The following is a 22,398-nucleotide window of genomic DNA, read 5'->3' as shown; positions in this document are numbered from 1 at the left end:
GTGCTGGCCTTCCAGCCGCACCGCTACACCCGCACGCGCGACTGCTTCGAGGACTTCGTGAAGGTCATCGGCCAGGCCGACGCCGTGCTGCTGGCCGAGGTCTACGCGGCCGGCGAAGCGCCCATCGTCGCGGCCGACGGCCGCTCGCTGGCGCGCGCGCTGCGCGTGGCCGGCAAGCTGGAACCGGTGTTCGTGGACGACGTGGCCGACATGCCGCGCGCGGTGCTGGACAACGCCCGCGACGGCGACGTGGTGCTGTGCATGGGCGCCGGCACGATCGGCACGGTGGCGGGACGAATCATGGAGTTGGCGAAATGACTGGCAAGGACTTCGGCAAAGTGGCGGTGCTCATGGGCGGGCGTTCCGCCGAACGCGAGGTATCGATCATGTCGGGCACCGGCGTGCTCAAGGCCCTGCGGTCCCAGGGCGTGGACGCGCACGCCTTCGACCCGGCCGAGCGCGACATGAGTGAGCTCAAGCGCGACGGCTTCGCGCGCTGCTTCATCGCGCTGCACGGCCGCTTCGGCGAGGACGGCACGGTGCAGGGCGCGCTGGAGCTGCTGGGCATTCCCTACACCGGTCCCGGCGTGATGGCCTCGGCCGTGGCCATGGACAAGCTCATGACCAAGCGCATCTGGGTGGCCGAGGGCCTGTCCACGCCGGCCTGGCGCCAGGTGCGCAGCGCGGCCGAGACGCGCGCCGCCTTCGAGGCGCTGGGCTCGCCCATGATCGTCAAGCCCGTGCGAGAGGGTTCCACGATCGGCCTCACCAAGGTGGTGAGCGCCGACCAGTGCGAGGCCGCCTATGCCCTGGCCGCCCAGCAGGACCCGATGGTGATGTGCGAGCAGTTCATCGCTGGCGACGAAGTCACCTGCCCGGTGCTCGGCACGGGCGACTCGGCCCGCGCGCTGCCGGTCATCCGCATCGTGGCGCCCGACGGCAACTACGACTACCAGAACAAGTACTTCACCGACGACACGCAGTACCTGGTGCCCTGCGGCCTGCCCGAGGGCGAGGAGGCCGCCATCCAGGTCCTGGTGCTCAAGGCCTTCCTGGCGCTGGACTGCCGCGGCTGGGCGCGCGCCGACGTGATGATCGACGCCGCCACGCGCAAGCCCTACCTGCTGGAGATCAACACCTCGCCAGGCATGACCGGTCACTCGCTCGTGCCGATGTCGGCGCGCGCGGCGGGCATTTCCTACGAAGACCTGTGCGTGCGCCTGCTGGCCACCGCCGCGCTGGACAACGCCTGACCCACCCCCCATGCCCACGACGACCGACATGCCCCTGGACGTGAAGCTGATGGCCCTGGCCACCCAGCTTCTGCTGGGCGTGTTCGCCTTGCTCGCGCTGGGCGCGCTCGGCACCTGGGCCGTGCGCCACCCGGCCTGGACGGTCAAGGGCATCAGCGTGCACGGCGACGTGGCGCACCAGAACGCCGTGGGCCTGCGCGCCCAGCGGGCCACGCAGATGCGCGCGCGCCTGTCGTCGAGCTTCCTCACCGTCGACCTGGATCAGGTGCGCCAGATGTTCGAGCAGGTGCCCTGGGTGCGCCGCGCCGTGGTGCAGCGCGAGTTCCCCAACCGCCTTCGCGTGACCCTGCAGGAGCACGATGCCGTGGCCTGGTGGGGCGAAGCAGGCTCGGGTGAACTGGTCAATTCCCACGGCGAGGTCTTCGAGGCCAGCCCGGACGACGTCGACCAGTTGCCCGAACTCGCCGGCCCCGAGGACCGGGCGGGCGAGGTGCTGGCCATGCACAAGACCCTGCAGGCGCAGTTCGCGCGCCTGGAGCTCGGCCTGGACCGCCTGGAGCTCGGCGAGCGCGGCGCCTGGCGCGCGCGGCTGCACAGCGGCGCGGTCGTCGAACTCGGCCGCGGCACGCCCGACGAGCTGCAGGCCCGCGTGCAGCGCTTCGTCGGCACCTTGCCCCAACTCACCGAACGCACCGCAGGCGCGCTGCAGACGGTGGACCTGCGCTACCCCAACGGCTACGCGCTGCGCATCCGCGGCGTGACGACCACCAGCGACCACCCCGCCAACCCCCGCACACCCACGAACCGGTAACGCCCGCACCATCATGCCCAAGGAATACAAGGACCTCGTCGTCGGACTCGACATCGGCACCGCCAAGATCATGGTGGTGGTGGCCGAGGTGCAGGCCGGCGGCACGCTCAAGCTGGCCGGGCTGGGCGTGGCCGCGAGCCACGGCCTCAAGCGCGGCGTGGTGGTCAACATCGACGCGACGGTGCAAAGCATCCAGCAGGCCCTGAAAGAGGCCGAGCTGATGGCCGACTGCCGCATCGCGCGCGTCTACACCGGCATCACCGGCAGCCACATCCGCGGCATCAACAGCAGCGGCATGGTGGCCATCAAGGACCGTGAGGTCAGCGCCACCGACGTGGCGCGCGTGATCGAAACCGCCAAGGCCATCAACATCTCCACCGACCAGCGCCTGCTGCTGGTCGAGCCGCAGGAGTTCGTGATCGACGGCCAGGAGGTCAAGGAGCCGATCGGCATGAGCGGCATCCGCCTCGAAGCCAAGGTGCACATCGTCACCGGCGCCCAGAGCGCGGCGGAGAACATCATCAAGTGCGTGCGCCGCTGCGGGCTGGAAGTCGACCAGCTGATGCTCAACCCCCTGGCGAGCAGCCAGGCGATCCTGACCGACGACGAGAAGGAGCTGGGCGTGGCGCTGGTCGACATCGGCGCCGGCACCACCGACGTGGCCATCTTCTCGGGTGGCGCGATCCGACACACCGCGGTGATTCCGATCGCCGGCGACCTGATCACCAGCGACATCGCCATGGCGTTGCGCACGCCCACCAAGGACGCCGAGGACATCAAGGTGGACAGCGGCTGCGCCAAGCAGCTGCTGGCCGACCCCGACACGCAGGTGGAGGTGCCGGGCCTGGGCGACCGCGGCCCGCGCCTGCTGGGCAAGCAGGCCCTGGCCGGCGTGATCGAACCGCGCGTGGAGGAAATCTTCTCGCTGGTGCAGCAGGTGCTGCGCGACAGCGGGCACGAGGAAATGCTCTCCAGCGGCATCGTGCTCACGGGCGGCAGCGCGGTCATGCCGGGCATGGTGGAACTCGGCGAGGACATCTTCCTCAAGCCGGTGCGCCGCGGCGTGCCCAACTACCACAGCGCGCTGTCCGACATGGTGGCGCAGACGCGCGCGGCGACGGTGATGGGCCTGCTGGAGGAAGCGCGGCTGGCCCGCGTGCGCGGCCACAAGGTGGCGCAGAAGGCGGGCTCGATGTCGGGCACGCTGGAGCGCGTGAAGAACTGGTTCATGGGAACGTTCTGATGCCTTGGACGATCTCCCTCACCACGCACGGCCCGCCGCAGTGGCGGCCGCCGGGGCGGCGCCGACGACGAGGACGGTGTGCCAAACACACCGGTCCTCCCGGATGACCCGAACCCTTGTCCCGATTTCCGTTTTCACATTCCAAGCATCGCCGGTGGCACGGCAACAGAACAGGCAACTGCAAAGGAGCACCCAATGAGCATCGAAATGATCGAAGTTGAAGAATTCAACCTGGGCACGCAGATCAAGGTCATCGGCGTGGGCGGCGGCGGCGGCAACGCCGTCGAGCACATGATCGCCCGCCAGGTCCAGGGCGTGGAGTTCATCTGCGCCAACACCGACGCGCAGGCGCTGGCGCGCAGCGCCTCGCACAAGACCATCCAGCTGGGCGTCACCGGCCTGGGCGCGGGCAGCAAGCCCGAGAAGGGCCGCGAGGCCGCCGAAGGCGCCGTGGACAGCATCCGCGAGGCCATCGAAGGCGCGCACATGCTGTTCATCACCGCCGGCATGGGCGGCGGCACCGGCACCGGCGCGGCGCCCGTGATCGCGCGCGTGGCCAAGGAGATGGGCATCCTCACGGTGGGCGTGGTCACCAAGCCCTTCGACTGGGAAGGCGGCCGCCGCATGGTCAACGCCGACCAGGGCCTGGCCGAGCTCGAGGCCAACGTGGACTCGCTGATCGTGGTGCTGAACGAGAAGCTGCTGGACGTGCTGGGCGACGACATCACCCAGGACGAGGCCTTCGCGCACGCCAACGACGTGCTCAAGAATGCCGTGGGCGGCATCGCCGAGATCATCAACGAGTACGGCAACGTCAACGTGGACTTCGAGGACGTGCGCACGGTGATGGGCGAGCCCGGCAAGGCCATGATGGGCACCGCCACGGCGTCCGGCCCGGACCGCGCGCGCATCGCCGCCGAGCAGGCCGTGGCCTGCCCGCTGCTGGAGGGCATCGACCTGTCGGGCGCCAAGGGCGTGCTGGTGCTGGTGACGGCGGCCAAGGGCTCGCTGAAGCTGGCCGAGTCCAAGCTGGCCATGAACACCATCCGCGCCTACGCCTCGGCGGAAGCGCACGTGATCTACGGCGCCGCCTACGACGACAGCCTCGGCGACGAGATGCGCGTCACCGTGGTCGCCACGGGCCTGTCGCGCCAGAGCCAGCAGCGCCGCCAGCCGCCGCTGCAGGTGCTGCGCACCGGCACCGACGACGTGCCGTTCAACGTGCCGACGGTGAACCAGGCCGTGGGCGGCCCGGGCGCGGGCACGGCCCAGCCGGACTACCAGCACATGGCCGTGCCCAGCGTGTGGCGCACCAACCGCACCCAGGCGGCGGCCAAGGTGGACGCGCTGGCCTCGGGCGGCATGGACGACTTCGAGATCCCGGCCTTCCTGCGCAAGCAGGCCGACTGAGCGCCAGGGGGGCGGGCAAAGCCCGCCCCTATCGCGGTCATCGCCTTTTCCCACCATGGCCTGGGGTCGAGAAACCTACAATTCGAGGATGCTTGCGCAACGCACCCTCAAATCCCTGACCAAGGCCGTCGGCGTCGGCCTGCACAGCGGTCAGCGCGTTGAGCTGACCCTGCGCCCCGCCGCGCCCGACACCGGTATCGTGTTCCGCCGTGTCGACCTGCCCGAGCCGGTCGACATCCCCGTCAACGCGCTGTCCGTCAGCGACACCCGCCTGGCGTCCACCATCGCCAACGGCGGCGCGAAGGTCCACACCATCGAGCACCTGATGAGTGCCTGTGCCGGCCTGGGCCTGGACAACCTGCTCATCGACATCACCGCCGAAGAGGTGCCCATCCTCGACGGCTCTTCCGCTTCCTTTGTCTACCTGCTGCAAAGCGCGGGCATCGCCACGCAGAACGCGCCCAAGCGCTTCATTCGCGTCATCGAACCGGTGGAGGTGCGCGAAGGCGAAGGCCGCGGCCTGAAGTGGGCGCGGCTCGAGCCCTACCACGGCTACAAGCTCAGCTTCGAAATCGAGTTCGACCACCCGGCCGTCAACGCCTCGGGACAGCGCGTGGAGTTCGACCTCGGCAGCGGCAACTACGCGCGCGAGATCGCGCGCGCGCGCACCTTCGGCTTCACGAAGGACGTGGAGATGATGCGTTCCCACGGCCTGGCGCTGGGCGGCGGGCTGGACAACGCCATCGTCATGGACGACGTCAAGGTGCTCAACGCCGATGGCCTGCGCTACGGCGACGAGTTCGCCAAGCACAAGATCCTCGACGCCATGGGCGACCTGTACATCGTCGGCAAGCCGCTGTTGGCCGCCTACAGCGCCTTCCGCAGCGGCCACGCCATGAACAACCAACTGCTGCGCGCGCTGCTCGACCGGCCGCAGGCCTACGAGCTGGTGAGCTTCGAGAACGAGCGCGAGGCCCCGCGCGGTTTCGCCCAGGTGGCCCCGGCCTGGTGAGGCGGCGCCGCGCATGCTGCTGTTCCGCTGGGCCGTCCTGCTGCTGCTGATCGCGGCCGGCGTGTGTTTCGCCTTCTACGTGGGCACCGGCCAGCCGCGCTACCGCCAGTGGGGCCTGGTGATCCTCAAGTGGACGGTGATCGCTGCCCTGGGCTTCTTCGCGGTGCTGGTGCTCGAGCGGCTGCTGTAGTGATCCCCAGCCGCCCGGGGGATACCCGGGTGCCCGGGCCCGGCTCGGGTGGGCCGGGTGGTAGCATGCCCAATGCTCATGAAGACCGACCCTGACCAGACCCCGGCCACGCCGCCTTCCGGCGACGAAGGCGTGCCCGTGTCCGTCAAGATCCGCGAACGCCTCAAGGCCGCGCGCCAGCGCTTCCACTCCAACGACAACATCGCCGAGTTCATCCAGCCCGGCGAACTCGAGAAGCTGCTCGACGAGGTCACGGAAAAGATGCAGGGCGTGCTCGAGGCCATGGTGATCGACACCGAGAGCGATCACAACACCGGCAACACCGCGCGCCGCGTGGCCAAGATGTACCTCAAGGAGGTCTTCGCGGGCCGCTACGTCAAAGGCCCGGCGGTCACCGAATTCCCCAACGCCGAGCACCTCAACGAGCTCATGATCGTGGGCCCGATCACCGTGCGCAGCGCCTGCAGCCACCACTTCTGCCCGGTCATCGGCAAGCTGTGGATCGGCGTCATGCCCAATGAGCACACCAACGTCATCGGCCTGTCCAAGTACGCGCGCCTGGCCGAATGGATCATGGGCCGCCCGCAGATCCAGGAAGAGGCCGTGATCCAGCTCGCCGACCTGATCCAGGACAAGACGCAGCCCGACGGCCTGGCCATCGTGATGGAGGCCAGCCACTACTGCATGGCCTGGCGCGGCGTCAAGGACATGGACAGCAAGATGATCAACTCGGTGATGCGCGGTGTCTTCCTCAAGGACGCCAACCTGCGCCGCGAATTCCTCGCCCTCGTGCCCCGCTGAGACCCCTCCACCGGAAAGAACCAACATGCTGGTCCGTCTGCTCTACGTCAGCCGCGCCGTCGACAAGGACGCCAAGGCCATCGAAGGCATCCTCGAGTCCTCGCGCCAGCACAACCTGTCCAACGGCATCACGGGGGTGCTGTGCTACGGCGGTGGCATCTTCCTGCAGGCCATCGAAGGCGGCCGCGCCGCGGTCAACCAGCTCTACAACCAGATCGCGGCCGACCCGCGCCACAAGGACGTGGTGCTGCTGCACTACCAGGAAATCAGCGAGCGCCGCTTCGGTGGCTGGACCATGGGCCAGGTCAACCTCGCCAAGCTCAACACCTCCATCGTGCTCAAGTACTCCGAGCGCCCCGAGCTCGACCCCTATGCGGTTTCGGGCGAGGTCTCGCTGGCGCTGCTCGAAGAGCTGATGGCCACGGCCAGCATCATCGGTCGCGCCTGATCGGCCCGGGCCCGCCCGGCACCGTTCCATGGCGCTCGATGCGTTCCTGCTCATCCTGCTCGCGGGCCTGATCCACGCGGGCTGGAACATCGCCGCCAAGCACGCGGGCGGCGACACGCGCTTCGCCTGGTTTTCCTCCGCGCTGATCGCCGTGATCTGGGCGCCCGTGGGCTGGTGGTTCGCGCGCAGCGAACTGCCGCGCTGGGGCACCACCGAATGGGCCATGGTGGTGGCCAGCGGCGTCATCCACGTCTTCTACTTCACCACCTTGTTGCGCGGGTACCGGCGCGCCGACCTCACCGTGGTCTACCCGCTGGCGCGCGGCAGCGGCCCCCTGATCACTGCGCTGGTGGCGGTGCTGTTCCTCGGCGAGCGCCTGAGCGCGCTCGGCGCCGCCGGCATCGCGGCGGTGGTGGGTGGCGTGTTCCTCATTGCGGGCGGCCCGGGCCTGTGGCGCGCGGCGCACGACCCGGCCAAACGCGAGCGCCTGCACCGCGGCCTCTACTACGGCGCGCTCACAGGCCTGTCCATCGCAGCCTATTCGGTGGTGGACGGCTACGCGGTGAAGGTGCTGCTGATGTCGCCCATCCTGGTCGACTACATGGGCAACCTCGTTCGGCTGGTGCTGTTCTCGCCGCGTGTGCTGCGCGACCGCGCCGAGGCACTGCGCCTGTGGCGCCTGCAGTGGCGCCACGCGCTGCTGGTGGCGCTGCTCAGCCCGGTGGCCTACGTGCTGGTGCTGTTCGCCATGCAGCGCGCGCCGCTGTCGCACGTGGCGCCGGCGCGCGAGGTGTCCATGCTGTTCGCCGCGCTCATCGGTGGCCACCTGCTGCGCGAGGGCGACCGGGGCCTGCGCATCCTCGGCGCGCTGTGCATCGGACTGGGCGTGGCGGCGCTGGCCCTGGCCTGAGGCGGCGTGGGCTCGGCGGGCGCGGCCATGGACTTCACGCTGCTGGGCTGCGATTTCACGAGCGCGCCGACGCGGCGCAAGCCCATCGTGCTGGCCGTGGGCCGCGCCGAGCGGGGCCGCGTGCTGCTTGACGCCATCGAGCGTTTCGAATCGCTGGACGCCTGGGGCGAGCGCCTGCGCGCGCCCGGTCCCTGGGTGGGCGGCTTCGACCTGCCGTTTGGTTTGCCACGCGAACTGGTGCAGGCCCTGGGCTGGCCCCAGGACTGGCGCGCCTGCATGGCGCACTACGCGGCGCTGCCGCGCGCGGCCATCCGCGAAGCCTTCGCGGCCTTTTGCGACGCGCGCCCCGTGGGCGGCAAGTTCGCGCACCGCGCCACCGACGGGCCGGCCGGCTCCAGCCCGAGCATGAAGTGGGTGAACCCGCCGGTGGCCTTCATGATGCACGCGGGCGTGCCGCGCCTGATCGCCGCCGGCGCGCACCTGCCCGGCCTGCTCGACGGGGACCCGCAGCGCGTGGCGCTGGAGGCCTATCCCGGCTTGCTTGCGCGCAGCGTGCTGGGCGCGGTGTCCTACAAGAGCGACGACAAGGCCCGGCAGACTGGCGAGCGCCTGATCGCACGCAAGACCCTGGTAAACGCGCTGGAAAATGGCCAGGCGCCCCTGCTGCAGGCGGCCGGCCTGCGGCTGAGGCTCACGCACGCGCAGCGCGACGACCTGGCCGACGACGCCAGCGGCGACCGGCTGGACGCGGTGCTGTGCCTGCTGCAGGCGGCCTGGGCGCTGCAGCGCCGGCGCGCGGGCGATGCGCGCTGGGGCCTGCCGGGCTTCGACCCGCTCGAGGGCTGGATCGTGGGCTCCTAGAATGCCCTCCATGCCCGAAGCCCCGTCCCTCATCGACCTCCCCCCGCTGCCGCGCGAACTGCGCTTCGCCTTTGTCGAAGCGTCCTGGCACGCCGACATCGTGCAGCGCTCGCGCGACGCCTTCTTCGCCGAGATGGCGCGCGCCGGCTTCGGGCCCGGGGCGATCGACGTCTTCGACGTGGCCGGCGCCTTCGAAATCCCGCTGCACGTGCAGCGCCTGGCGCAGTCGGGGCGCTACGCGGCCGTGGTGGGCAGCGCGCTGGTGGTGGACGGCGGCGTCTACCGCCACGACTTCGTCGCCGACGCCGTGGTGCGGGCGCTGATGGACGTGCAACTGAAGACCGGCGTGCCGGTGATCTGCGCGGTGCAGGCGCCGCACCACTTCCACGAGCACGTGGAGCACCGCAAGTTCCTGCAGCAGCACTTCGGCGCCAAGGGCACCGAGGCGGCGCAGGCGCTGCTGAGCACGGTGGCCGGCCTGCGCGGGCTCGACGCGCGCACCTGAGGCGTTTGCGCTCGTCGCCCGCGGCGGCGCTGGCATGGACCCGTCGAACCGTGGGCTTTTGTCGCTCACACCGGGCGCTGGTCCTGGGGCTCGGCTGGTGCATCATCGGGCCTTTCTGACCATTCAACGGAGCCTCCACATGAACCTTGCCAAAGTCGTCGGCGTCGTGCTCATCGCGGCAGGGGCCATCGGCCTCATCATGGGCAGCTTCACGTACACCAAGGACACCGAGGCCGTGAAGTTGGGTCCGGTGGAGCTCTCGGTCAAGCAGAAGGAAACCATCAACGTGCCCGTGTGGGCCGGCATCGGTGCCATCGCCGTGGGCGTGGTGCTGCTGGTCATGGGCGGCCGCAAGGGTTGATGCGGCGCTTCGCGGCGGCGGTGGCCGGCGCGCTGCTGGCCGGCTTCGCCGTGGCCCCGGCGGCGGGCGAAACGGTCTATTCGGCGCGTGTCATGCGGGTGTTCGACGGCGACACCCTGTGGGTGCAGCCCGCCTCGGGCGGGCGCTGGCGCAAGCTGCGCCTGGACGGCCTCGACGCCCCCGAAATCTGCCAGCGCGTGGGCGTGGCTGCGCGCGACGCCCTGGCCGCTCGCGTGCTCGATCGGACCGTGACGGTGCATGAACGCGCGCGCGACGGCTACGGCCGGGGCCTGGCGCGCCTGGAGTCCGCGGGCGAAGACACGAATGCTTGGCTGGTGCGCGCGGGCTGGGCCTGGGCCGCGCGCTGGCGCGGCCAGGGGCGCTACGTGACAGACGAAGCGCGGGCGCGCGAGGCACGCCGCGGCGTGTGGGTGGGCGGGGACACACCCGAGGCGCCGCGCGATTTCCGCCGCCGGCACGGGCCCTGTGAGCCGCCCTGGCCGGCGCCGGCCTCAGCCGACCGCCGACGCGCCGCCGTGCGCTGAGCCGCAGACCGGGCAGTGCGGGTCGCGCTTGAGCGCGATGTCGTGGAAGGCCAGTTCGCGGCCGTCAAGCATGAGCAGGTGGCTGGTGCGGCGCGAGCCCAGGCCCGCGAGGAGCTTCAGCGCTTCGGCCGCCTGCATGCTGCCCACGATACCCACCAGCGGCGCGAACACGCCCATGGTGGCGCAGCGCACTTCTTCCACGCCGGCGTCGGGAGGGAAAACGCAGGCGTAGCAGGGCGCGTCGGCCACGCGCGGATCGAACACGCCCAATTGGCCGTCGAAGCGGATCGCCGCGCCCGAGACCAGCGGCTTGCCGTGGCGCACGCAGGCCCGGTTGACCAACTGGCGCGTGGCGAAGTTGTCGCAGCCGTCGATGACCACGTCGGCCGTGGGCACCCAGGCGTCGAGAAGGGTGTCGTCGGCGCGCTGGTTCAGGGCGGTGACCTGCACGTCGGGGTTGAGGGCGGCGACCGCCTCGCGCACGGACTCGGCCTTGGGCCGGCCCACGCGCGCCAGGTTGTGCGCGATCTGGCGCTGCAGGTTGGTCTCGTCGACGGTGTCGTCGTCGATCACGGTGAGCCGCCCGACGCCGGCGCTGCCCAGGTACAGCGCCACCGGCGAGCCCAGCCCGCCCGCGCCGATGAGCAGGGCGTGCGAGGCCAGCAGGCGCTGCTGGCCCTCGACGCCGAGTTCGTCGAGCAGGATGTGGCGCGAGTAGCGCAGCAGTTGGGCGTCGTTCACGCGATCTGGCGCGGCGGGGCCGCGCAGGAAGAGGGCGGCGGGCCGGCGCGCGGCCCACCGGGGCTCAGTTCTCTTTCTTCTCGTCGGGGCGCACGGTCTGCGATTTGCTGACCACCACCGGCTGGCCCTTGAGGCGGTTCAGCGCCTGCTGGAGCTGGAAGTCCTTGTCGCTGCCGAACTCGGGCACCAGGCGCTGGCCGGGGTTCTTGCGAGCTTCCTCTTCGAGCTTCTTGCGGGCTTCCTCGCGCGCTTCCTCGCGTTTCTTCTCGGCCTCGCGCTGTGCGTCCGTCATGGGGCCGTGCGGCGTGCTGCCCAGGCTGTTGTTCAGGTCGGCCTCGCGGGTGCGCAGGGCGGCGAACAGGTTGCCATCGGCGGTTTCGTCCACCATGACGTCGGGCACGATGCCCTTGCCCTGGATGGACACACCCGAGGGCGTGTAATAGCGCGCGGTGGTGAGTTTCAGCCCAGTGTCGGGCCCCAGCGGGCGAACCGTCTGCACCGAGCCCTTGCCGAAGGTCTGGCTGCCCATGACGGTGGCGCGCTTGTGGTCCTGCAGGGCACCAGCGACGATCTCGCTGGCCGAGGCCGAACCTTCGTTGACCAGCACCACCAGGGGGAGGCGCTTGTAGAAGCCCTTGGTGTTCTCCGTGAGGCGGCGGATCGAGTCGTTGCCACCGCGGCGCAGGTAGTGCTGCGGGATGGCCTTGTAGATGAACTTGCTTTCTTCCAGCTGGCCGTTGGTGGACACCACGGTCACGTTCTCGGGCAGGAACACGGCCGACAGGCCGACGGCGGCGTCCAGCAGGCCGCCCGGGTCGTTGCGCAGGTCGAGCACCAGACCTTTCATGTTCGGGTCGGCGCGGTAGAGGTCTTCGAGCTTGCGCGTGAAGTCGTCGATGGTGCGTTCCTGGAACTGCGAGACGCGCACCCAGGCGTAGCCCGGCTCGACCGTGCGCGACTTCACGCTCACGGTCTTGATTTCCTCGCGCGTGATGGTGACGGTGAAGCTGCGGTCCTCGTCCTTGCGCAGGATGCTCAACAGCACCTTGGTGCGCGGCTCGCCGCGCATGAGCTTGACGGCCTCATTGATGGTGAGGCCCTTGACGGCGGTGTCGTCGATGCGCGTGATCAGGTCGCCGCTCTTGAGGCCGGCCCGGAACGCGGGCGAGTCCTCGATCGGGGTGACCACCTTGACCAGGCCGTCTTCCATGGTGATCTCGATGCCCACGCCCACGAAGCGGCCGCTGGTGCCCTCGCGGAATTCCTTGAAGGACTTCTTGTCGAAGTACTGCGAGTGCGGGTCGAGGCTGCTCACCATGCCGGAGATGGCGTCCGAGATCAGCTTCTTCTCGTCCACCGGTTCCACATAGTCTGTCTTGACCATGCCGAACACGGCGGCGAGTTGCTGGAGTTCTTCCAGCGGCAGGGGGGTGAGCGTGTTGCGCGCCACCGCCTGCAATTGCACCGTGGTGAGCGCACCGGCCACCGCGCCAATGGCCACCCAGCCAACGGTCCTGAGCTTGGAACCGACCCGCTTCGTCATGGATTCACCTTTGCAATCTGCCCAACAAGGGCCCTTGGCCCTGCGGGCCAATATACACCTTGGAGAATGGGGCCTCGTCGGGGTTCCCCACCGGCCGGCGGCGGTTTCGCCCGTCCAGGCGGGCGGAGGGGATCAGGCCTTGCCCTGAGCCGCCACGGCGGCGGCGGCCCGGGCGGCGGCTTCGGCATCGCCCAGGTAGTAGCGGCGGACCGGCTTGAGCTGCTCGTCGAGCTCGTAGACCAGCGGGATGCCGTTGGGGATGTTCAGGCCGACGATCTCGGCGTCGGAGATGCCGTCGAGGTACTTCACCAGGGCGCGGATGCTGTTGCCGTGCGCCGCCACCACGACGCGCTTGCCCGACTGGATGGCCGGCGCGAGCGCCTCGTTCCAGAACGGGATGACGCGCGCCACGGTGTCCTTCAGGCATTCCGTCAGCGGCACTTCCTCGGGCTTGAGGCGGGCGTAGCGGCGGTCGCTGCGCTCGCTGCGCGGGTCGCTGGGCTCCAGGGCGGGTGGCGGCGTGTCGTAGCTGCGGCGCCAGACCAGCACCTGCTCGTCGCCGTACTTTGCGGCCATGTCGGCCTTGTTCAAGCCCTGCAGGGCGCCGTAGTGGCGTTCGTTCAGGCGCCAGTTCTTGACCACCGGCAACCAGGTGCGGTCCATGGCGTCGAGCACGTGCCAGAGTGTGTGGATGGCCCGCTTCAGCACGCTGGTGTAGGCGACGTCGAAGTCGTAGCCTTCGGCCTTGAGCAGTTGCCCCGCCGACAGGGCCTGCGACACCCCGGTGGGCGTGAGGTCCACGTCGGTCCAGCCGGTGAAGCGGTTTTCGAGGTTCCAGGTGGATTCGCCGTGGCGGATCAGGACGAGCTTGTGCATGGCGGAGTGCGGGGCGCCGGGCGCCGGAAGGATCGGAAACCGCGCATTTTAGAATCGCGGCCTTTCCCTCCAAGGTAACACCGTGAGCTTCTTCATCGAGAACTGGGTCCTGATCGCCGTGGCCTTCGTGTCGGGCGCCCTGCTGGTGTGGCCGGCCGTCAAGGCCGGCGGACGCACCGGCACCCTCAACGCCAACGACGCCGTGACGCTGATGAACCGCCAGAAGGCGGTCGTGATCGACGTCTCCGACGCCAAGGAATTCGCCGAGGGACACATCGTCGGCGCCAGGCATCTGCCGCTGGACGAGCTGGAGGCCAAGCTGCCCGGCGCCGTCAAGAACAAGGCCCTGCCGCTGATCTTCGTCTGTCCGACCGGCGCGCGCGCCAACCGGGCCGTGGCGGTGGCCAAGAAGCTGGGCTACGAGAATCCGCAATCCCTGACGGGTGGCATGGGTGCCTGGCGCACCGCCGGCCTGCCGAGCGAGAAAGCCTGATCATTGGGTTTTGTCTGCGAGCGTCCGCATGCCCAAGGTCACCATCTATTCCAGCGACTACTGCCCCTACTGCCACCGCGCCAAGGCCCTGCTGCAGGCCCGCGGCGTGACGGACTACGAAGAGATCGTGGTCGATGGCCAGCCCGAGCTGCGCGCCCGGATGGCGGAACGGGCCGGGCGCACCAGCGTGCCGCAGATCTTCATCGGCGACACCCACGTGGGTGGCTGCGACGACCTGCACGCCCTGGACGCGCGCGGGGGCCTGGCCCCGCTGCTGCAGGCCGCCTGACAGGCGGCCGCCATTCGCGGCTGACATAATCCGCCGCTGTGCCCGCTGAGGGACTTCCCCGGCGGGCTTTTTCATTCCCGACACCCGAGACGCACCATGGCCGACACCGACACGCCCGTTTTCCAGATCCAGCGCATCTACCTCAAGGAAGCCTCGCTGGAGCAGCCCAACTCGCCGGCCATCCTGCTCGAGCAGGAGCAGCCCACGGTGGACATCCAGCTCGGCGTGGACGCCCAGCCCGTGGCCGAGGGCGTGTTCGAGGTGCGCGTGACGGCCACTGTCACCACCAAGATCAAGGACAAGACGGTGTTCCTGGTGGAATGCAAGCAGGCCGGCATCTTCGAGATCCGCAACCTGCCCGACGACCAGATGGGCCCGATCATGGGCATCGCCTGCCCGCAGATCGTCTACCCCTACCTGCGCGGCAACGTCGCCGACCTGATCCAGCGCGCCGGCTTCCCGCCCGTGCACCTGGCCGAGATCAACTTCCAGGCCATGTACGAACAGCAGCAGGCGGGCCAGGACACGGCCGAGGCGCCGCGCATCATCACCTGATCCCCCGCGCATGACGCACGCCGCACCGCCGCGCACCGTGGTGCTGGGCGCCGGCGCCTGGGGCACGGCGTTGGCCATTGCGGGCGCGCGGCACGGGGCCACCCGTGTGAGCCTGTGGGCGCGCGACCCGGCGCAGGCCATCGCCATCGACCGCCAGCGCGAGAACCAGCGCTACCTGCCGGGCCTGGCCCTGCCCGAGGGCCTGTGCGTGGCCTCGGGCGAGGCCGCGCCCCTGCTGGCCGAGGCCGACCTGGTCATCGTGGCGACGCCCATGGCCGCGCTGCGCGGCTGGCTGCAGGAACTGCGCGGTCTGGCCGTGCCCGTGGCCTGGCTCTGCAAGGGCTTCGAGCGCGCGGCCTCGGCCGACGAGGCGGGCCTGCTGGGCCACGAGATCGCCGCCGCCGTGGCGCCGGGCCTGCCCACCGGCGTGCTCAGCGGCCCCAGCTTCGCGCAGGAGGTGGCGCGCGGCCAGCCCACGGCCCTGGTGGCCGCCAGCGCGCGCGCCGACGTGCGCGATGCCCTGGTCAACGCCCTCCATGGCCCGACGCTGCGGATCTACGCCAACGACGACGTGGCCGGCGTGGAGGTCGGCGGCGCGGTGAAGAACGTGCTGGCCATCGCCACCGGCCTGTGCGACGGGCTGAACCTGGGCCTGAACGCGCGCGCCGCGCTCATCACGCGCGGCCTGGCCGAGATGACCCGCCTGGGCCTGGCCCTGGGCGCGCGCGCCGAGACCTTCATGGGACTGTCCGGCCTGGGCGACCTGGTGCTCACGGCCACGGGTGACCTGTCGCGCAACCGGCAGGTGGGGCGGCTCCTGGCCAAGGGCCAGACGCTGGAGCAGGCGGTGGCCTCGCTGGGCCACGTGGCCGAGGGCGTGTACAGCGCGCGCACCGTGGCGCAACGCGCCCAGCGGCTGGGCGTGGACATGCCCATCACCGACGCAGTGGTGGCCCTGCTCGAAGGCCGGCTGCGGCCCGACGAGGCGGTGGCCGCGCTCATGGGGCGCGACCCCAAGGCCGAGGGCCTCTGAGGCCGGGTCGGCGCTTCAGATTTCCAGGTTGTCGATCAGGCGCGTATTGCCGAGCCGCGCCGCGCCCAGCACCACCAGCGCATCGCCCGCCTTCGGGGCCTGCAGGTCCTCGCGGCGGCGCACCGTCAGGTAGTCGGGCTGCCAGCCGCGCGCGGCCAGGGCCTGCATGGCGCGCTGCTCCAGGGCGGGCAGCTGGCGCTCCAGGCCGTCGGCCGCCGCCAGCGCGTCGCGCGCCAGGGCGCGCAGCGCCAGCGAGAGCTGGACCGCCTCGGCGCGCTCGCTCTCGCTCAGGTAGCTGTTGCGCGAGCTCAGCGCCAGGCCGTCGGCGGCGCGCTCGGTGGCGGCGCTCACGATGTCGATGGGCAGCGCCAGCTGCTTCACCATGCGGCGCACGACCAGCTGCTGCTGGTAGTCCTTGAGGCCGAACAGCGCGCTGCGCCGACCCTTGGCCTCGCTGAACACGCACTGGAAGAGCTTCATCACCACCGTGCACACGCCGGTGAAGAAACCGGGGCGGAAATGGCCTTCGAGGATGTCGGCGAGTTCGGCGGGCGGCTGCACCTTGAAGCCCTGGGGCTCGGGGTACATCTCGCGCTCGCTGGGCGCGAACACGATGTCGCAGCCGGCGCCGCGCAGCTTCTCGCAGTCGGCCTCCAGGGTGCGCGGGTAGGTGTCGAAATCCTCGTGCGGCGCGAATTGCAGGCGGTTGACGAAGATGCTCGCCACCGCCACGTCGCCCAACGGCTTGGCGGTCTTCATCAGCGCGAGGTGGCCGGCGTGCAGGTTGCCCATGGTGGCCACCAGGGCGGGGGAGTTGAAGGGCCGCAGCGCGTCGCGCAGTTCGGCGATGGTGTGAACGACTTTCATCTCACCAGGCGTGCAGGCTGTCATCGGGGAACTGGCCGTTCTTGACGGCGCTGACGAAATTGGCCATGGCCTCGCGCACCGAGCTGGCGCCGTCCATGAAGTTGCGCACGAACTTCGGGTTCTTGCCCAGGTTGATGCCCAGCATGTCGTGCATCACCAGCACCTGGCCGGCCGTGCCCTTGCCGGCGCCGATGCCGATGGTGTGGCAGCGCGGCAGCTGCTGGGTGATCTCGGCCGCCAGCGCGGCCGGCACCATCTCCAGCACCAGCATGGTGGCGCCGGCGTCCTGCAGTTCGAGCGCGTGGCGCTTGAGCGTGAGTGCGGCCTGGTCGTCGCGGCCCTGCACGCGATAGCCACCGAGCGCGTGCACGGTCTGCGGCGTGAGGCCCAGGTGGGCGCAGACGGGGATGCCGCGCTCGACCAGGAAGCGCACGGTGTCGGCGGTCCAGCCGCCGCCTTCGAGCTTGATCATGTGCGCGCCCGCGTGCACCAGCTGCGCGGCGCTGCGCATGGCCTGTTCCTTCGATTCGTGGTAGCTGCCGAAGGGCAGGTCGCCGAGCAGCCAGGCCGTGCCCTGCACGCGGCGCAGGCCGCGCGCCACGCTTTCCACGTGGTAGGCCATGGTCTCCAGCGTCACGCCGGCGGTGCTGGCCAGGCCCTGGCAGACCATGCCGAGCGAATCGCCCACCAGGATGCATTCGACGCCGGCCGCGTCCGCGACGGCCGCGAAGGTGGCGTCGTAGGCGGTCAGCATGGTGATCTTTTCGCCGCGCTCGCGCAGCTCGGCCAGTCGAGGCAGGCTCACGGGCTTGCGGGCGGGCAGGGGAGAGGCCGCCGGCAGCGTGCCGTAGGGTGTGGCGGGGGTGGGGTTGCTCATGTCGTGGTCCGGCGCAGGCCGGGCGGTGAACGAGAATGCGGGACTATAGTGCATTGCACCATTCGGAGGCATGCCTCCCGGACGGTCTTTCCGATGGCTCTTTCACCGGCCTTTTTCCCACGATGAAACACCTCAGCGACTACACCTCCGCCGACATCGCCGCGCTGGCCGCGCAGGACGTCGCGCGCGCCCTGGCCGAAGACGTGGCTACGGGCGATCTCACCGCCGCGCTGGTCGATGCGGCGCGTCCGGCCCGCGCCCGCGTGATCGCGCGCGAGAGCGCCGTGCTGTGCGGCACGCCCTGGGTCACCGCCGCCGTGCACGCGCTCGACCCCCAGGCCACGCTCACCTGGCACGTGGCCGAGGGCGCGCGCTGCGAGCCCGACCAGACCGTGCTCAGCATCGAAGGCCGCGCGCAGCCGCTGCTGACGGCGGAGCGCACGGCGCTGAACTTCCTGCAGCTGCTGTCGGCCGTGGCCACGCAGACGGCCGCCTATGTGGCGGCCGTGGCCGGCACGCGGGCGGCCATCGTCGACACGCGCAAGACCCTGCCGGGCCTTCGGCTGGCGCAGAAGATCGCCGTGACCACCGGCGGCGGCGTGAACCACCGCATCGGCCTGTTCGACGCGGTGCTGATCAAGGAAAACCACATCGCCGCCGCGGGCGGCGTGGCCGCGGTGCTGCAGCGCGTGCGCGACACCGCGCCGGCCGCGCGCTTCGTCGAGATCGAGGTCGAGACGCTGGCGCAGCTCGACGAGGCCCTGGCCTGCGGCGCCACCATGGTGCTGCTGGACAACATGGACCTGCCCACGCTGCGCGAGGCCGTGCGCCGCAACGCCGGTCGCGCCATCCTGGAAATCTCGGGCGGTGTCAACCTGTCCACCGTGCGGGCCCTGGCGGAAACCGGGGTCGACCGCATCTCCATCGGCGCCTTGACCAAGGACGTCAAGGCGATCGACTTTTCCATGCGCTTCGAGGCGCTGTGAGGAGCCAGTCCATGAGCAACGAAGCCATCATCGACGTCGAGTACGAACAGCCCGCCTGTCCCACGCAGCACGCCTGGGCCCGTGTGCCGGTGGAGCCCGGGCCGAAGCAGCGCGCCGAGCTCATGGAGCGCATCAAGCGCCTGCTGAAGGAGCGCAACGCGGTCATGGTCTCGCACTACTACGTGCACCCCGACCTGCAGGACCTGGCCATCGCCACCGGCGGCATCGTGAGCGACTCGTTGGAGATGGCGCGTTTCGGGCGCGACCACCCGGCCACGACGCTGGTGGTCTCGGGCGTGCGCTTCATGGGCGAGACGGCCAAGATCCTGAGCCCGGAGAAGACCGTGCTCATGCCCGACCTGGACGCGAACTGCTCGCTGGACCTCGGCTGCCCGATCGATGAGTTCAGCGCCTTCTGCGACGCGCACCCCGACCGCACCGTGGTGGTCTACGCCAACACCAGCGCGGCGGTGAAAGCGCGCGCCGACTGGCTGGTCACCAGCAGCTGCGCGCTGGACATCGTGCGCGCGCTGAAAGACAAGGGCCACAAAATCCTCTGGGCGCCCGACAAGCACCTGGGCGGCTACATCCAGCGCGAGACCGGCGCCGACATGCTGATGTGGAACGGCTCCTGCATCGTGCACGACGAGTTCAAGGCCTTCGAGCTGGCGGCGCTCAAGCAGGAGCACCCAAAGGCCAAGGTGCTGGTGCACCCCGAGAGCCCGGCCGACGTGATCGCGCTGGCCGACGCGGTGGGTTCCACCTCGGCCATCCTCAAGGCCGCCAAGGAACTGGACGCGCCGGCGTTCATCGTCGCCACCGACAAGGGCATGATGCACATGCTGCGCCAACAGAACCCGGGCAAGGTCTTCATCGAGGCGCCCACGGCCGGCAACAGCGCCACCTGCAAGAGCTGCGCGCACTGCCCCTGGATGGCCATGAACGGGCTGGCGGGCGTGGCCCAGGTGCTGGAAAAGGGTCTCAACCAGATCCACGTGGACCCCGGGCTGATCCCGCGCGCACGCCTGCCCATCGACCGCATGCTGGCCTTCACCGCCGCCCACAAGTCGGGCCAGGACGCGGGCGCGCTGGTGCCGAACATCGGCGCCGCGTGAGCGCCGAGGGCGTGCACGCCCGGCTCGCTTTCGCGGCGAGCGGTCTGGCGTCGCACGCCGCGCTGCGGCTCGACTTCGGCGCACCGCGCGCCGTGCTGCGGGCCGACGCGCTGTCCGGGCTCGTGCCGGTGATCGAGGCCGCGCAGGCCGCCGCGCGGCAGGGCGCCTGGGTGGTGGGCTGGCTGGCCTACGAGGCCGCGGGCGCCTTCGACCCCGCCCTCGCCACGCACGTGCCCGAGGGGCCGTTGGCCTGGTTCGGCGTGCACGATGCCCCGCTGTCGATGGACACCGACCCGCCGCGCGACCCGCCCGCCGTGCGCGCGCACTGGGCCGACGCACCCGGCGTCCGCGCCGATTTCGACACCGCGCTGGCGGCCCTGCTGCAGGCCATCGAGGCCGGCGAGGTCTACCAGGTGAACCACACCGCGCGCTGGCGCGGCGAGCTGCACGAAGGCCGCGCGCTCGATCTGTTCGAGCGCCTGCGGTGCGAACAGCCCGCGGACTACGCGGCTTATGTCGACGGCGGCGGGCAGCAGGTGCTGAGCCTGTCGCCCGAGCTGTTCTTCGATTGGGATGGCGACCAGGTGCTGACGCGGCCCATGAAAGGCACCGCGCCGCGCGGCCTGGACCCGCGCGAGGACGCGGCGCAGGCCGCGCGCCTGGTGGCCTGTCCCAAGGAGCGTGCCGAGAACGTGATGGTGGTCGACCTGCTGCGCAACGACCTCTCTCGGGTCGCGCGGCCGGGTTCGGTGGCGGTGCCCTCGCTGTTCGACGCCCGCCCGCTGCCCACGGTGTGGCAGATGACCTCCGACGTGCGCGCGCGCACGCGGCCGGGCGTGGCGCTGGTGGACCTGCTGCGCGCCCTGTTCCCATGCGGCTCCGTCACCGGCGCGCCCAAGCGCCAGGCCATGCGCCGCATCGTGCAGCACGAGGCCGGCGCACGCGGCGTGTACTGCGGCGCCGTGGGCGTGCTGCGCCCGGGCGGCGGCGCCACCTTCAACGTGGCCATCCGCACGGTGGTGGTTCGCGAACGCGCCCTGACCCTGGGCGTGGGCAGCGGCGTCACCTCGGGTTCGCGCGCGCGCGCCGAATGGCGCGAATGGCAGCACAAGGGCGCCTTCGCGGTGCGCGCGGCCGAACCGTTCGAGCTGCTGGAAACCCTGCTGCTGGAGGACGGCCGCTGGCGGCATGAGCCACGCCACCGCGCGCGCATGGCGGGCTCGGCGCGCCACTTGGGCTTCGCCTGGACCGAAGAGGCCTGGTCGCGCGCCTTGCGCGCGCTGGTCGAGGCGCATTCCACGGGCCCCTGGCGCGTGCGCGTGCTCTGCCGCAGCGACGGCCGCGTGTGGGCCACGGCCCATGCCATGGCCACCTCGCCGACGCCGGTGCGTCTGCGGCTGGCCGAGCGCCCCTTCGCGGCCGCGCATTCGCCCTTCGTGCGCCACAAGACCACGCGCCGCACGCACTACGAAGCGGCCGAACGCGTGGCGCCCGGGGTGTTCGACACGCTGCTGTGGAACGACGACGGCGAGCTGACCGAGTGCACGCGGGGCAACATCGCCTTGCGCTTCGACGGGGGCTGGGTCACGCCCGCGCTGGACTGCGGGCTGCTGCCGGGCATCGCCCGGCAGTTGGCCTTGGACGAAGGGCGTTTGCGCGAAGCGGTGGTGCCGCTGTCGGCCCTGGAGCGGGTGCGGGAGTGGGCCTTCCTCAACAGCCTGCGCGGCTGGCTGCCGGCGGTGCTGGACGGGCGCTGAACCACCGCGCCGGCCACTGGCCGGCCATGCATACCCCCCGCCCGTTGTGACCGGGCGCCGCGGTTGTAATTCGCGCCTTTTCCAAGGCCGACCGCTTGCACCCCGTGACCCATCAACGCCCGATGCAGGCCTGTGGCCTGCTGCTTTCCCTGCTGGTCGCGCCCGCCTGGGCACAGACCGCGGCCGAGGCCAGCGCGCGCGCCCCCACCGAACAGCGCCGGGCCGAGGAGCGCCAACTGCAGCAGCGCGAGGCATTGCAACGCGGCGCCGAGGTGTGGGGCACGCCCGATGTGCCGCTGCCTGCGCTGCACTGGCCCGAACACGAAGCGCCGTGCGTTCCCGTGCGGCACATTGCGCTGACGGGCGCCGAAAGCGATCGCTTCCAGTTTGTCCTGCAAGACCTCGTCGCCGGCGCCGATCCGGCCGTTGGCCGCTGCCTGGGCACCGAGGGGGTGTCGATCGCGGTGGCCCGCGCGCAGCGGCGGCTGACGGCCCGGGGCTTCACCACCTCGCGCATCCTGCTCGAGCCGCAAAACCTGTCGCAGGGCACCCTGCGGCTGAGCCTGCTGCCCGGTCGCATCAGCGCCATCCGCTTCGCCGACGGCACCTCGCCGCGCGCCACGCAGCTCAACGCGGTGCCAGTCCGCGTGGGCGACATCCTCAATCTGCGCGACATCGAGCAGGCGCTGGAGAACCTGCGCCGCATGCCCACGGTGGAGGCGGACATCCAGATCGTGCCCGGCAAAGGGCCCGCCGAGAGCGAACTCGTCCTCCGCTGGAGGCAGGCCCTGCCCTTGCGCCTGAACCTCTCGCTCGACGACAGCGGCACCCGGGCCACCGGCCGCTACCAGCTCAGCGCCACGCTCAGCGCGGACCATTGGTGGACGCTCAACGACCTGTTCTACCTCACGCAGGG

27 protein-coding genes are annotated in these 22,398 nt (G+C 70.7%); 22 read left to right on the top strand and 5 right to left on the bottom strand.

The genetic code is table 11. The features are described 5' to 3' along the window. The 14 genes from BGO22_RS02700 to BGO22_RS02635 all read left to right on the top strand — a co-directional run. The coding region (locus BGO22_RS02700) for a glutamate ligase domain-containing protein (protein WP_502686420.1) at positions 1–318 on the top strand (318 nt) is incomplete at its 5' end. Then, positions 315–1,253, top strand: a complete 939-nt coding sequence (locus BGO22_RS02695; protein ID WP_070397244.1) for a D-alanine--D-alanine ligase — start codon at positions 315–317, stop codon at positions 1,251–1,253. The genes BGO22_RS02700 and BGO22_RS02695, both read left to right, overlap by 4 nt. 10 nt (positions 1,254–1,263) lie before the next feature. After that, on the top strand, positions 1,264–2,064 hold the full coding sequence (locus BGO22_RS02690) for a cell division protein FtsQ/DivIB (protein ID WP_070397245.1): 801 nt from the start codon (positions 1,264–1,266) through the stop codon (positions 2,062–2,064). Positions 2,065–2,077: 13 nt separating this feature from the next. Further along, complete coding sequence (ftsA, locus tag BGO22_RS02685; protein WP_070397246.1) at positions 2,078–3,307, top strand: cell division protein FtsA; 1,230 nt, start codon at positions 2,078–2,080, stop codon at positions 3,305–3,307. Positions 3,308–3,502: 195 nt separating this feature from the next. Next, positions 3,503–4,717: a cell division protein FtsZ gene (gene ftsZ, locus BGO22_RS02680; RefSeq protein WP_070397247.1), complete on the top strand. Its 1,215-nt coding sequence runs from the start codon at positions 3,503–3,505 to the stop codon at positions 4,715–4,717. A gap of 88 nt (positions 4,718–4,805) precedes the next feature. After that, positions 4,806–5,729 carry a UDP-3-O-acyl-N-acetylglucosamine deacetylase gene (lpxC, locus tag BGO22_RS02675; protein WP_070397248.1) on the top strand — a complete coding sequence of 308 codons (924 nt, stop codon included), beginning with the start codon at positions 4,806–4,808 and terminating at the stop codon, positions 5,727–5,729. A gap of 13 nt (positions 5,730–5,742) precedes the next feature. Further along, a complete protein-coding gene (locus BGO22_RS02670; protein ID WP_175442772.1) occupies positions 5,743–5,919 on the top strand; it encodes a hypothetical protein in 177 nt (58 codons plus the stop codon). A gap of 72 nt (positions 5,920–5,991) precedes the next feature. Beyond that, entirely contained in the window at positions 5,992–6,720 is a 729-nt protein-coding gene (folE, locus tag BGO22_RS02665) for a GTP cyclohydrolase I (protein WP_070397249.1), read from the top strand. A 25-nt stretch (positions 6,721–6,745) separates the two neighbouring features. Next, on the top strand, positions 6,746–7,168 hold the full coding sequence (locus tag BGO22_RS02660; protein ID WP_286848741.1) for a BLUF domain-containing protein: 423 nt from the start codon (positions 6,746–6,748) through the stop codon (positions 7,166–7,168). Positions 7,169–7,196: 28 nt separating this feature from the next. After that, complete coding sequence (locus BGO22_RS02655; protein ID WP_070397251.1) at positions 7,197–8,078, top strand: EamA family transporter; 882 nt, start codon at positions 7,197–7,199, stop codon at positions 8,076–8,078. 27 nt (positions 8,079–8,105) lie between these two features. Next, complete coding sequence (locus tag BGO22_RS02650) at positions 8,106–8,939, top strand: DUF429 domain-containing protein (protein ID WP_070397747.1); 834 nt, start codon at positions 8,106–8,108, stop codon at positions 8,937–8,939. A gap of 1 nt (position 8,940) precedes the next feature. Beyond that, entirely contained in the window at positions 8,941–9,444 is a 504-nt protein-coding gene (locus BGO22_RS02645) for a 6,7-dimethyl-8-ribityllumazine synthase (RefSeq protein WP_070397252.1), read from the top strand. A 139-nt stretch (positions 9,445–9,583) separates the two neighbouring features. Then, entirely contained in the window at positions 9,584–9,805 is a 222-nt protein-coding gene (locus BGO22_RS02640) for a hypothetical protein (RefSeq protein ID WP_070397253.1), read from the top strand. Beyond that, on the top strand, positions 9,805–10,350 hold the full coding sequence (locus BGO22_RS02635; protein WP_070397254.1) for a thermonuclease family protein: 546 nt from the start codon (positions 9,805–9,807) through the stop codon (positions 10,348–10,350). Before BGO22_RS02640 ends, BGO22_RS02635 begins: the two co-directional genes overlap by 1 nt. Here the strand turns inward: BGO22_RS02635 and BGO22_RS02630 are convergent. From BGO22_RS02630 to gpmA, 3 genes are all read right to left on the bottom strand, one after another. Further along, entirely contained in the window at positions 10,318–11,091 is a 774-nt protein-coding gene (locus tag BGO22_RS02630) for a HesA/MoeB/ThiF family protein (protein ID WP_070397255.1), read from the bottom strand. The two genes, BGO22_RS02635 and BGO22_RS02630, sit on opposite strands and share 33 nt — an antisense overlap. A gap of 64 nt (positions 11,092–11,155) precedes the next feature. Then, complete coding sequence (locus tag BGO22_RS02625; RefSeq protein WP_070397256.1) at positions 11,156–12,634, bottom strand: S41 family peptidase; 1,479 nt, start codon at positions 12,632–12,634, stop codon at positions 11,156–11,158. Positions 12,635–12,766: 132 nt separating this feature from the next. Then, on the bottom strand, positions 12,767–13,510 hold the full coding sequence (gene gpmA, locus BGO22_RS02620; RefSeq protein WP_070397257.1) for a 2,3-diphosphoglycerate-dependent phosphoglycerate mutase: 744 nt from the start codon (positions 13,508–13,510) through the stop codon (positions 12,767–12,769). 82 nt (positions 13,511–13,592) lie between these two features. Between gpmA and BGO22_RS02615 the strand changes: the two genes are divergently transcribed. The 4 genes from BGO22_RS02615 (at position 13,593) to BGO22_RS02600 (ending at position 15,880) form a co-directional block, all read left to right on the top strand. Then, positions 13,593–14,003, top strand: a complete 411-nt coding sequence (locus BGO22_RS02615; RefSeq protein ID WP_070397258.1) for a rhodanese-like domain-containing protein — start codon at positions 13,593–13,595, stop codon at positions 14,001–14,003. A gap of 28 nt (positions 14,004–14,031) precedes the next feature. Continuing rightward, positions 14,032–14,292, top strand: coding sequence for a glutaredoxin 3 (gene grxC / locus BGO22_RS02610; RefSeq protein WP_070397259.1), 261 nt, complete (start codon positions 14,032–14,034; stop codon positions 14,290–14,292). A gap of 96 nt (positions 14,293–14,388) precedes the next feature. Further along, complete coding sequence (gene secB / locus BGO22_RS02605; RefSeq protein WP_070397260.1) at positions 14,389–14,847, top strand: protein-export chaperone SecB; 459 nt, start codon at positions 14,389–14,391, stop codon at positions 14,845–14,847. A 10-nt stretch (positions 14,848–14,857) separates the two neighbouring features. Then, complete coding sequence (locus tag BGO22_RS02600; RefSeq protein WP_070397261.1) at positions 14,858–15,880, top strand: NAD(P)H-dependent glycerol-3-phosphate dehydrogenase; 1,023 nt, start codon at positions 14,858–14,860, stop codon at positions 15,878–15,880. 15 nt (positions 15,881–15,895) lie between these two features. Here BGO22_RS02600 and panC read toward each other — a convergent pair whose 3' ends face one another. Together panC and panB are read right to left on the bottom strand one after the other, a co-directional pair. Next, a complete protein-coding gene (gene panC, locus BGO22_RS02595; protein ID WP_070397262.1) occupies positions 15,896–16,747 on the bottom strand; it encodes a pantoate--beta-alanine ligase in 852 nt (283 codons plus the stop codon). Between the two features lies 1 nt (position 16,748). Then, entirely contained in the window at positions 16,749–17,624 is an 876-nt protein-coding gene (gene panB, locus BGO22_RS02590) for a 3-methyl-2-oxobutanoate hydroxymethyltransferase (protein WP_070397263.1), read from the bottom strand. A gap of 122 nt (positions 17,625–17,746) precedes the next feature. Here panB and nadC point away from each other — a divergent pair, with 122 nt between their 5' ends. The 4 genes from nadC to BGO22_RS02570 all read left to right on the top strand — a co-directional run. Then, positions 17,747–18,610, top strand: coding sequence for a carboxylating nicotinate-nucleotide diphosphorylase (gene nadC, locus BGO22_RS02585; RefSeq protein WP_070397264.1), 864 nt, complete (start codon positions 17,747–17,749; stop codon positions 18,608–18,610). An 11-nt stretch (positions 18,611–18,621) separates the two neighbouring features. After that, on the top strand, positions 18,622–19,725 hold the full coding sequence (gene nadA / locus BGO22_RS02580) for a quinolinate synthase NadA (RefSeq protein ID WP_070397265.1): 1,104 nt from the start codon (positions 18,622–18,624) through the stop codon (positions 19,723–19,725). Beyond that, on the top strand, positions 19,722–21,482 hold the full coding sequence (pabB, locus tag BGO22_RS02575; RefSeq protein WP_353744336.1) for an aminodeoxychorismate synthase component I: 1,761 nt from the start codon (positions 19,722–19,724) through the stop codon (positions 21,480–21,482). Before nadA ends, pabB begins: the two co-directional genes overlap by 4 nt. Positions 21,483–21,586: 104 nt before the next feature. Further along, positions 21,587–22,398, top strand: an 812-nt coding sequence (locus tag BGO22_RS02570) for a POTRA domain-containing protein (RefSeq protein ID WP_286848725.1), incomplete at its 3' end; no start/stop codon positions are given.

The organism is Hydrogenophaga sp. 70-12 (assembly GCF_001897365.1).
GTDB classification, from domain to species: Bacteria; Pseudomonadota; Gammaproteobacteria; order Burkholderiales; family Burkholderiaceae_C; genus Hydrogenophaga; species Hydrogenophaga borbori.
Note: the sequence above shows the minus strand (reverse complement) of the source record. Positions and strands in the feature narration are given on the sequence as shown.

Excerpts from the sequence above, each read along its gene's own strand:
- BGO22_RS02695 (WP_070397244.1), top strand. The coding sequence starts at position 315 with ATGACTGGCAAGGACTTCGGCAAAGTGGCGGTGCTCATGGGCGGGCGT.
- BGO22_RS02690 (WP_070397245.1), top strand. The coding sequence starts at position 1,264 with ATGCCCACGACGACCGACATGCCCCTGGACGTGAAGCTGATGGCCCTG.
- ftsA (WP_070397246.1), top strand. The coding sequence starts at position 2,078 with ATGCCCAAGGAATACAAGGACCTCGTCGTCGGACTCGACATCGGCACC.
- ftsZ (WP_070397247.1), top strand. The coding sequence starts at position 3,503 with ATGAGCATCGAAATGATCGAAGTTGAAGAATTCAACCTGGGCACGCAG.
- lpxC (WP_070397248.1), top strand. The coding sequence starts at position 4,806 with ATGCTTGCGCAACGCACCCTCAAATCCCTGACCAAGGCCGTCGGCGTC.
- BGO22_RS02670 (WP_175442772.1), top strand. The coding sequence starts at position 5,743 with ATGCTGCTGTTCCGCTGGGCCGTCCTGCTGCTGCTGATCGCGGCCGGC.
- folE (WP_070397249.1), top strand. The coding sequence starts at position 5,992 with ATGCTCATGAAGACCGACCCTGACCAGACCCCGGCCACGCCGCCTTCC.
- BGO22_RS02660 (WP_286848741.1), top strand. The coding sequence starts at position 6,746 with ATGCTGGTCCGTCTGCTCTACGTCAGCCGCGCCGTCGACAAGGACGCC.
- BGO22_RS02655 (WP_070397251.1), top strand. The coding sequence starts at position 7,197 with ATGGCGCTCGATGCGTTCCTGCTCATCCTGCTCGCGGGCCTGATCCAC.
- BGO22_RS02650 (WP_070397747.1), top strand. The coding sequence starts at position 8,106 with ATGGACTTCACGCTGCTGGGCTGCGATTTCACGAGCGCGCCGACGCGG.
- BGO22_RS02645 (WP_070397252.1), top strand. The coding sequence starts at position 8,941 with ATGCCCTCCATGCCCGAAGCCCCGTCCCTCATCGACCTCCCCCCGCTG.
- BGO22_RS02640 (WP_070397253.1), top strand. The coding sequence starts at position 9,584 with ATGAACCTTGCCAAAGTCGTCGGCGTCGTGCTCATCGCGGCAGGGGCC.
- BGO22_RS02635 (WP_070397254.1), top strand. The coding sequence starts at position 9,805 with ATGCGGCGCTTCGCGGCGGCGGTGGCCGGCGCGCTGCTGGCCGGCTTC.
- BGO22_RS02625 (WP_070397256.1), bottom strand. The coding sequence starts at position 12,634 with ATGACGAAGCGGGTCGGTTCCAAGCTCAGGACCGTTGGCTGGGTGGCC.
- gpmA (WP_070397257.1), bottom strand. The coding sequence starts at position 13,510 with ATGCACAAGCTCGTCCTGATCCGCCACGGCGAATCCACCTGGAACCTC.
- grxC (WP_070397259.1), top strand. The coding sequence starts at position 14,032 with ATGCCCAAGGTCACCATCTATTCCAGCGACTACTGCCCCTACTGCCAC.
- secB (WP_070397260.1), top strand. The coding sequence starts at position 14,389 with ATGGCCGACACCGACACGCCCGTTTTCCAGATCCAGCGCATCTACCTC.
- BGO22_RS02600 (WP_070397261.1), top strand. The coding sequence starts at position 14,858 with ATGACGCACGCCGCACCGCCGCGCACCGTGGTGCTGGGCGCCGGCGCC.
- panC (WP_070397262.1), bottom strand. The coding sequence starts at position 16,747 with ATGAAAGTCGTTCACACCATCGCCGAACTGCGCGACGCGCTGCGGCCC.
- panB (WP_070397263.1), bottom strand. The coding sequence starts at position 17,624 with ATGAGCAACCCCACCCCCGCCACACCCTACGGCACGCTGCCGGCGGCC.
- nadC (WP_070397264.1), top strand. The coding sequence starts at position 17,747 with ATGAAACACCTCAGCGACTACACCTCCGCCGACATCGCCGCGCTGGCC.
- nadA (WP_070397265.1), top strand. The coding sequence starts at position 18,622 with ATGAGCAACGAAGCCATCATCGACGTCGAGTACGAACAGCCCGCCTGT.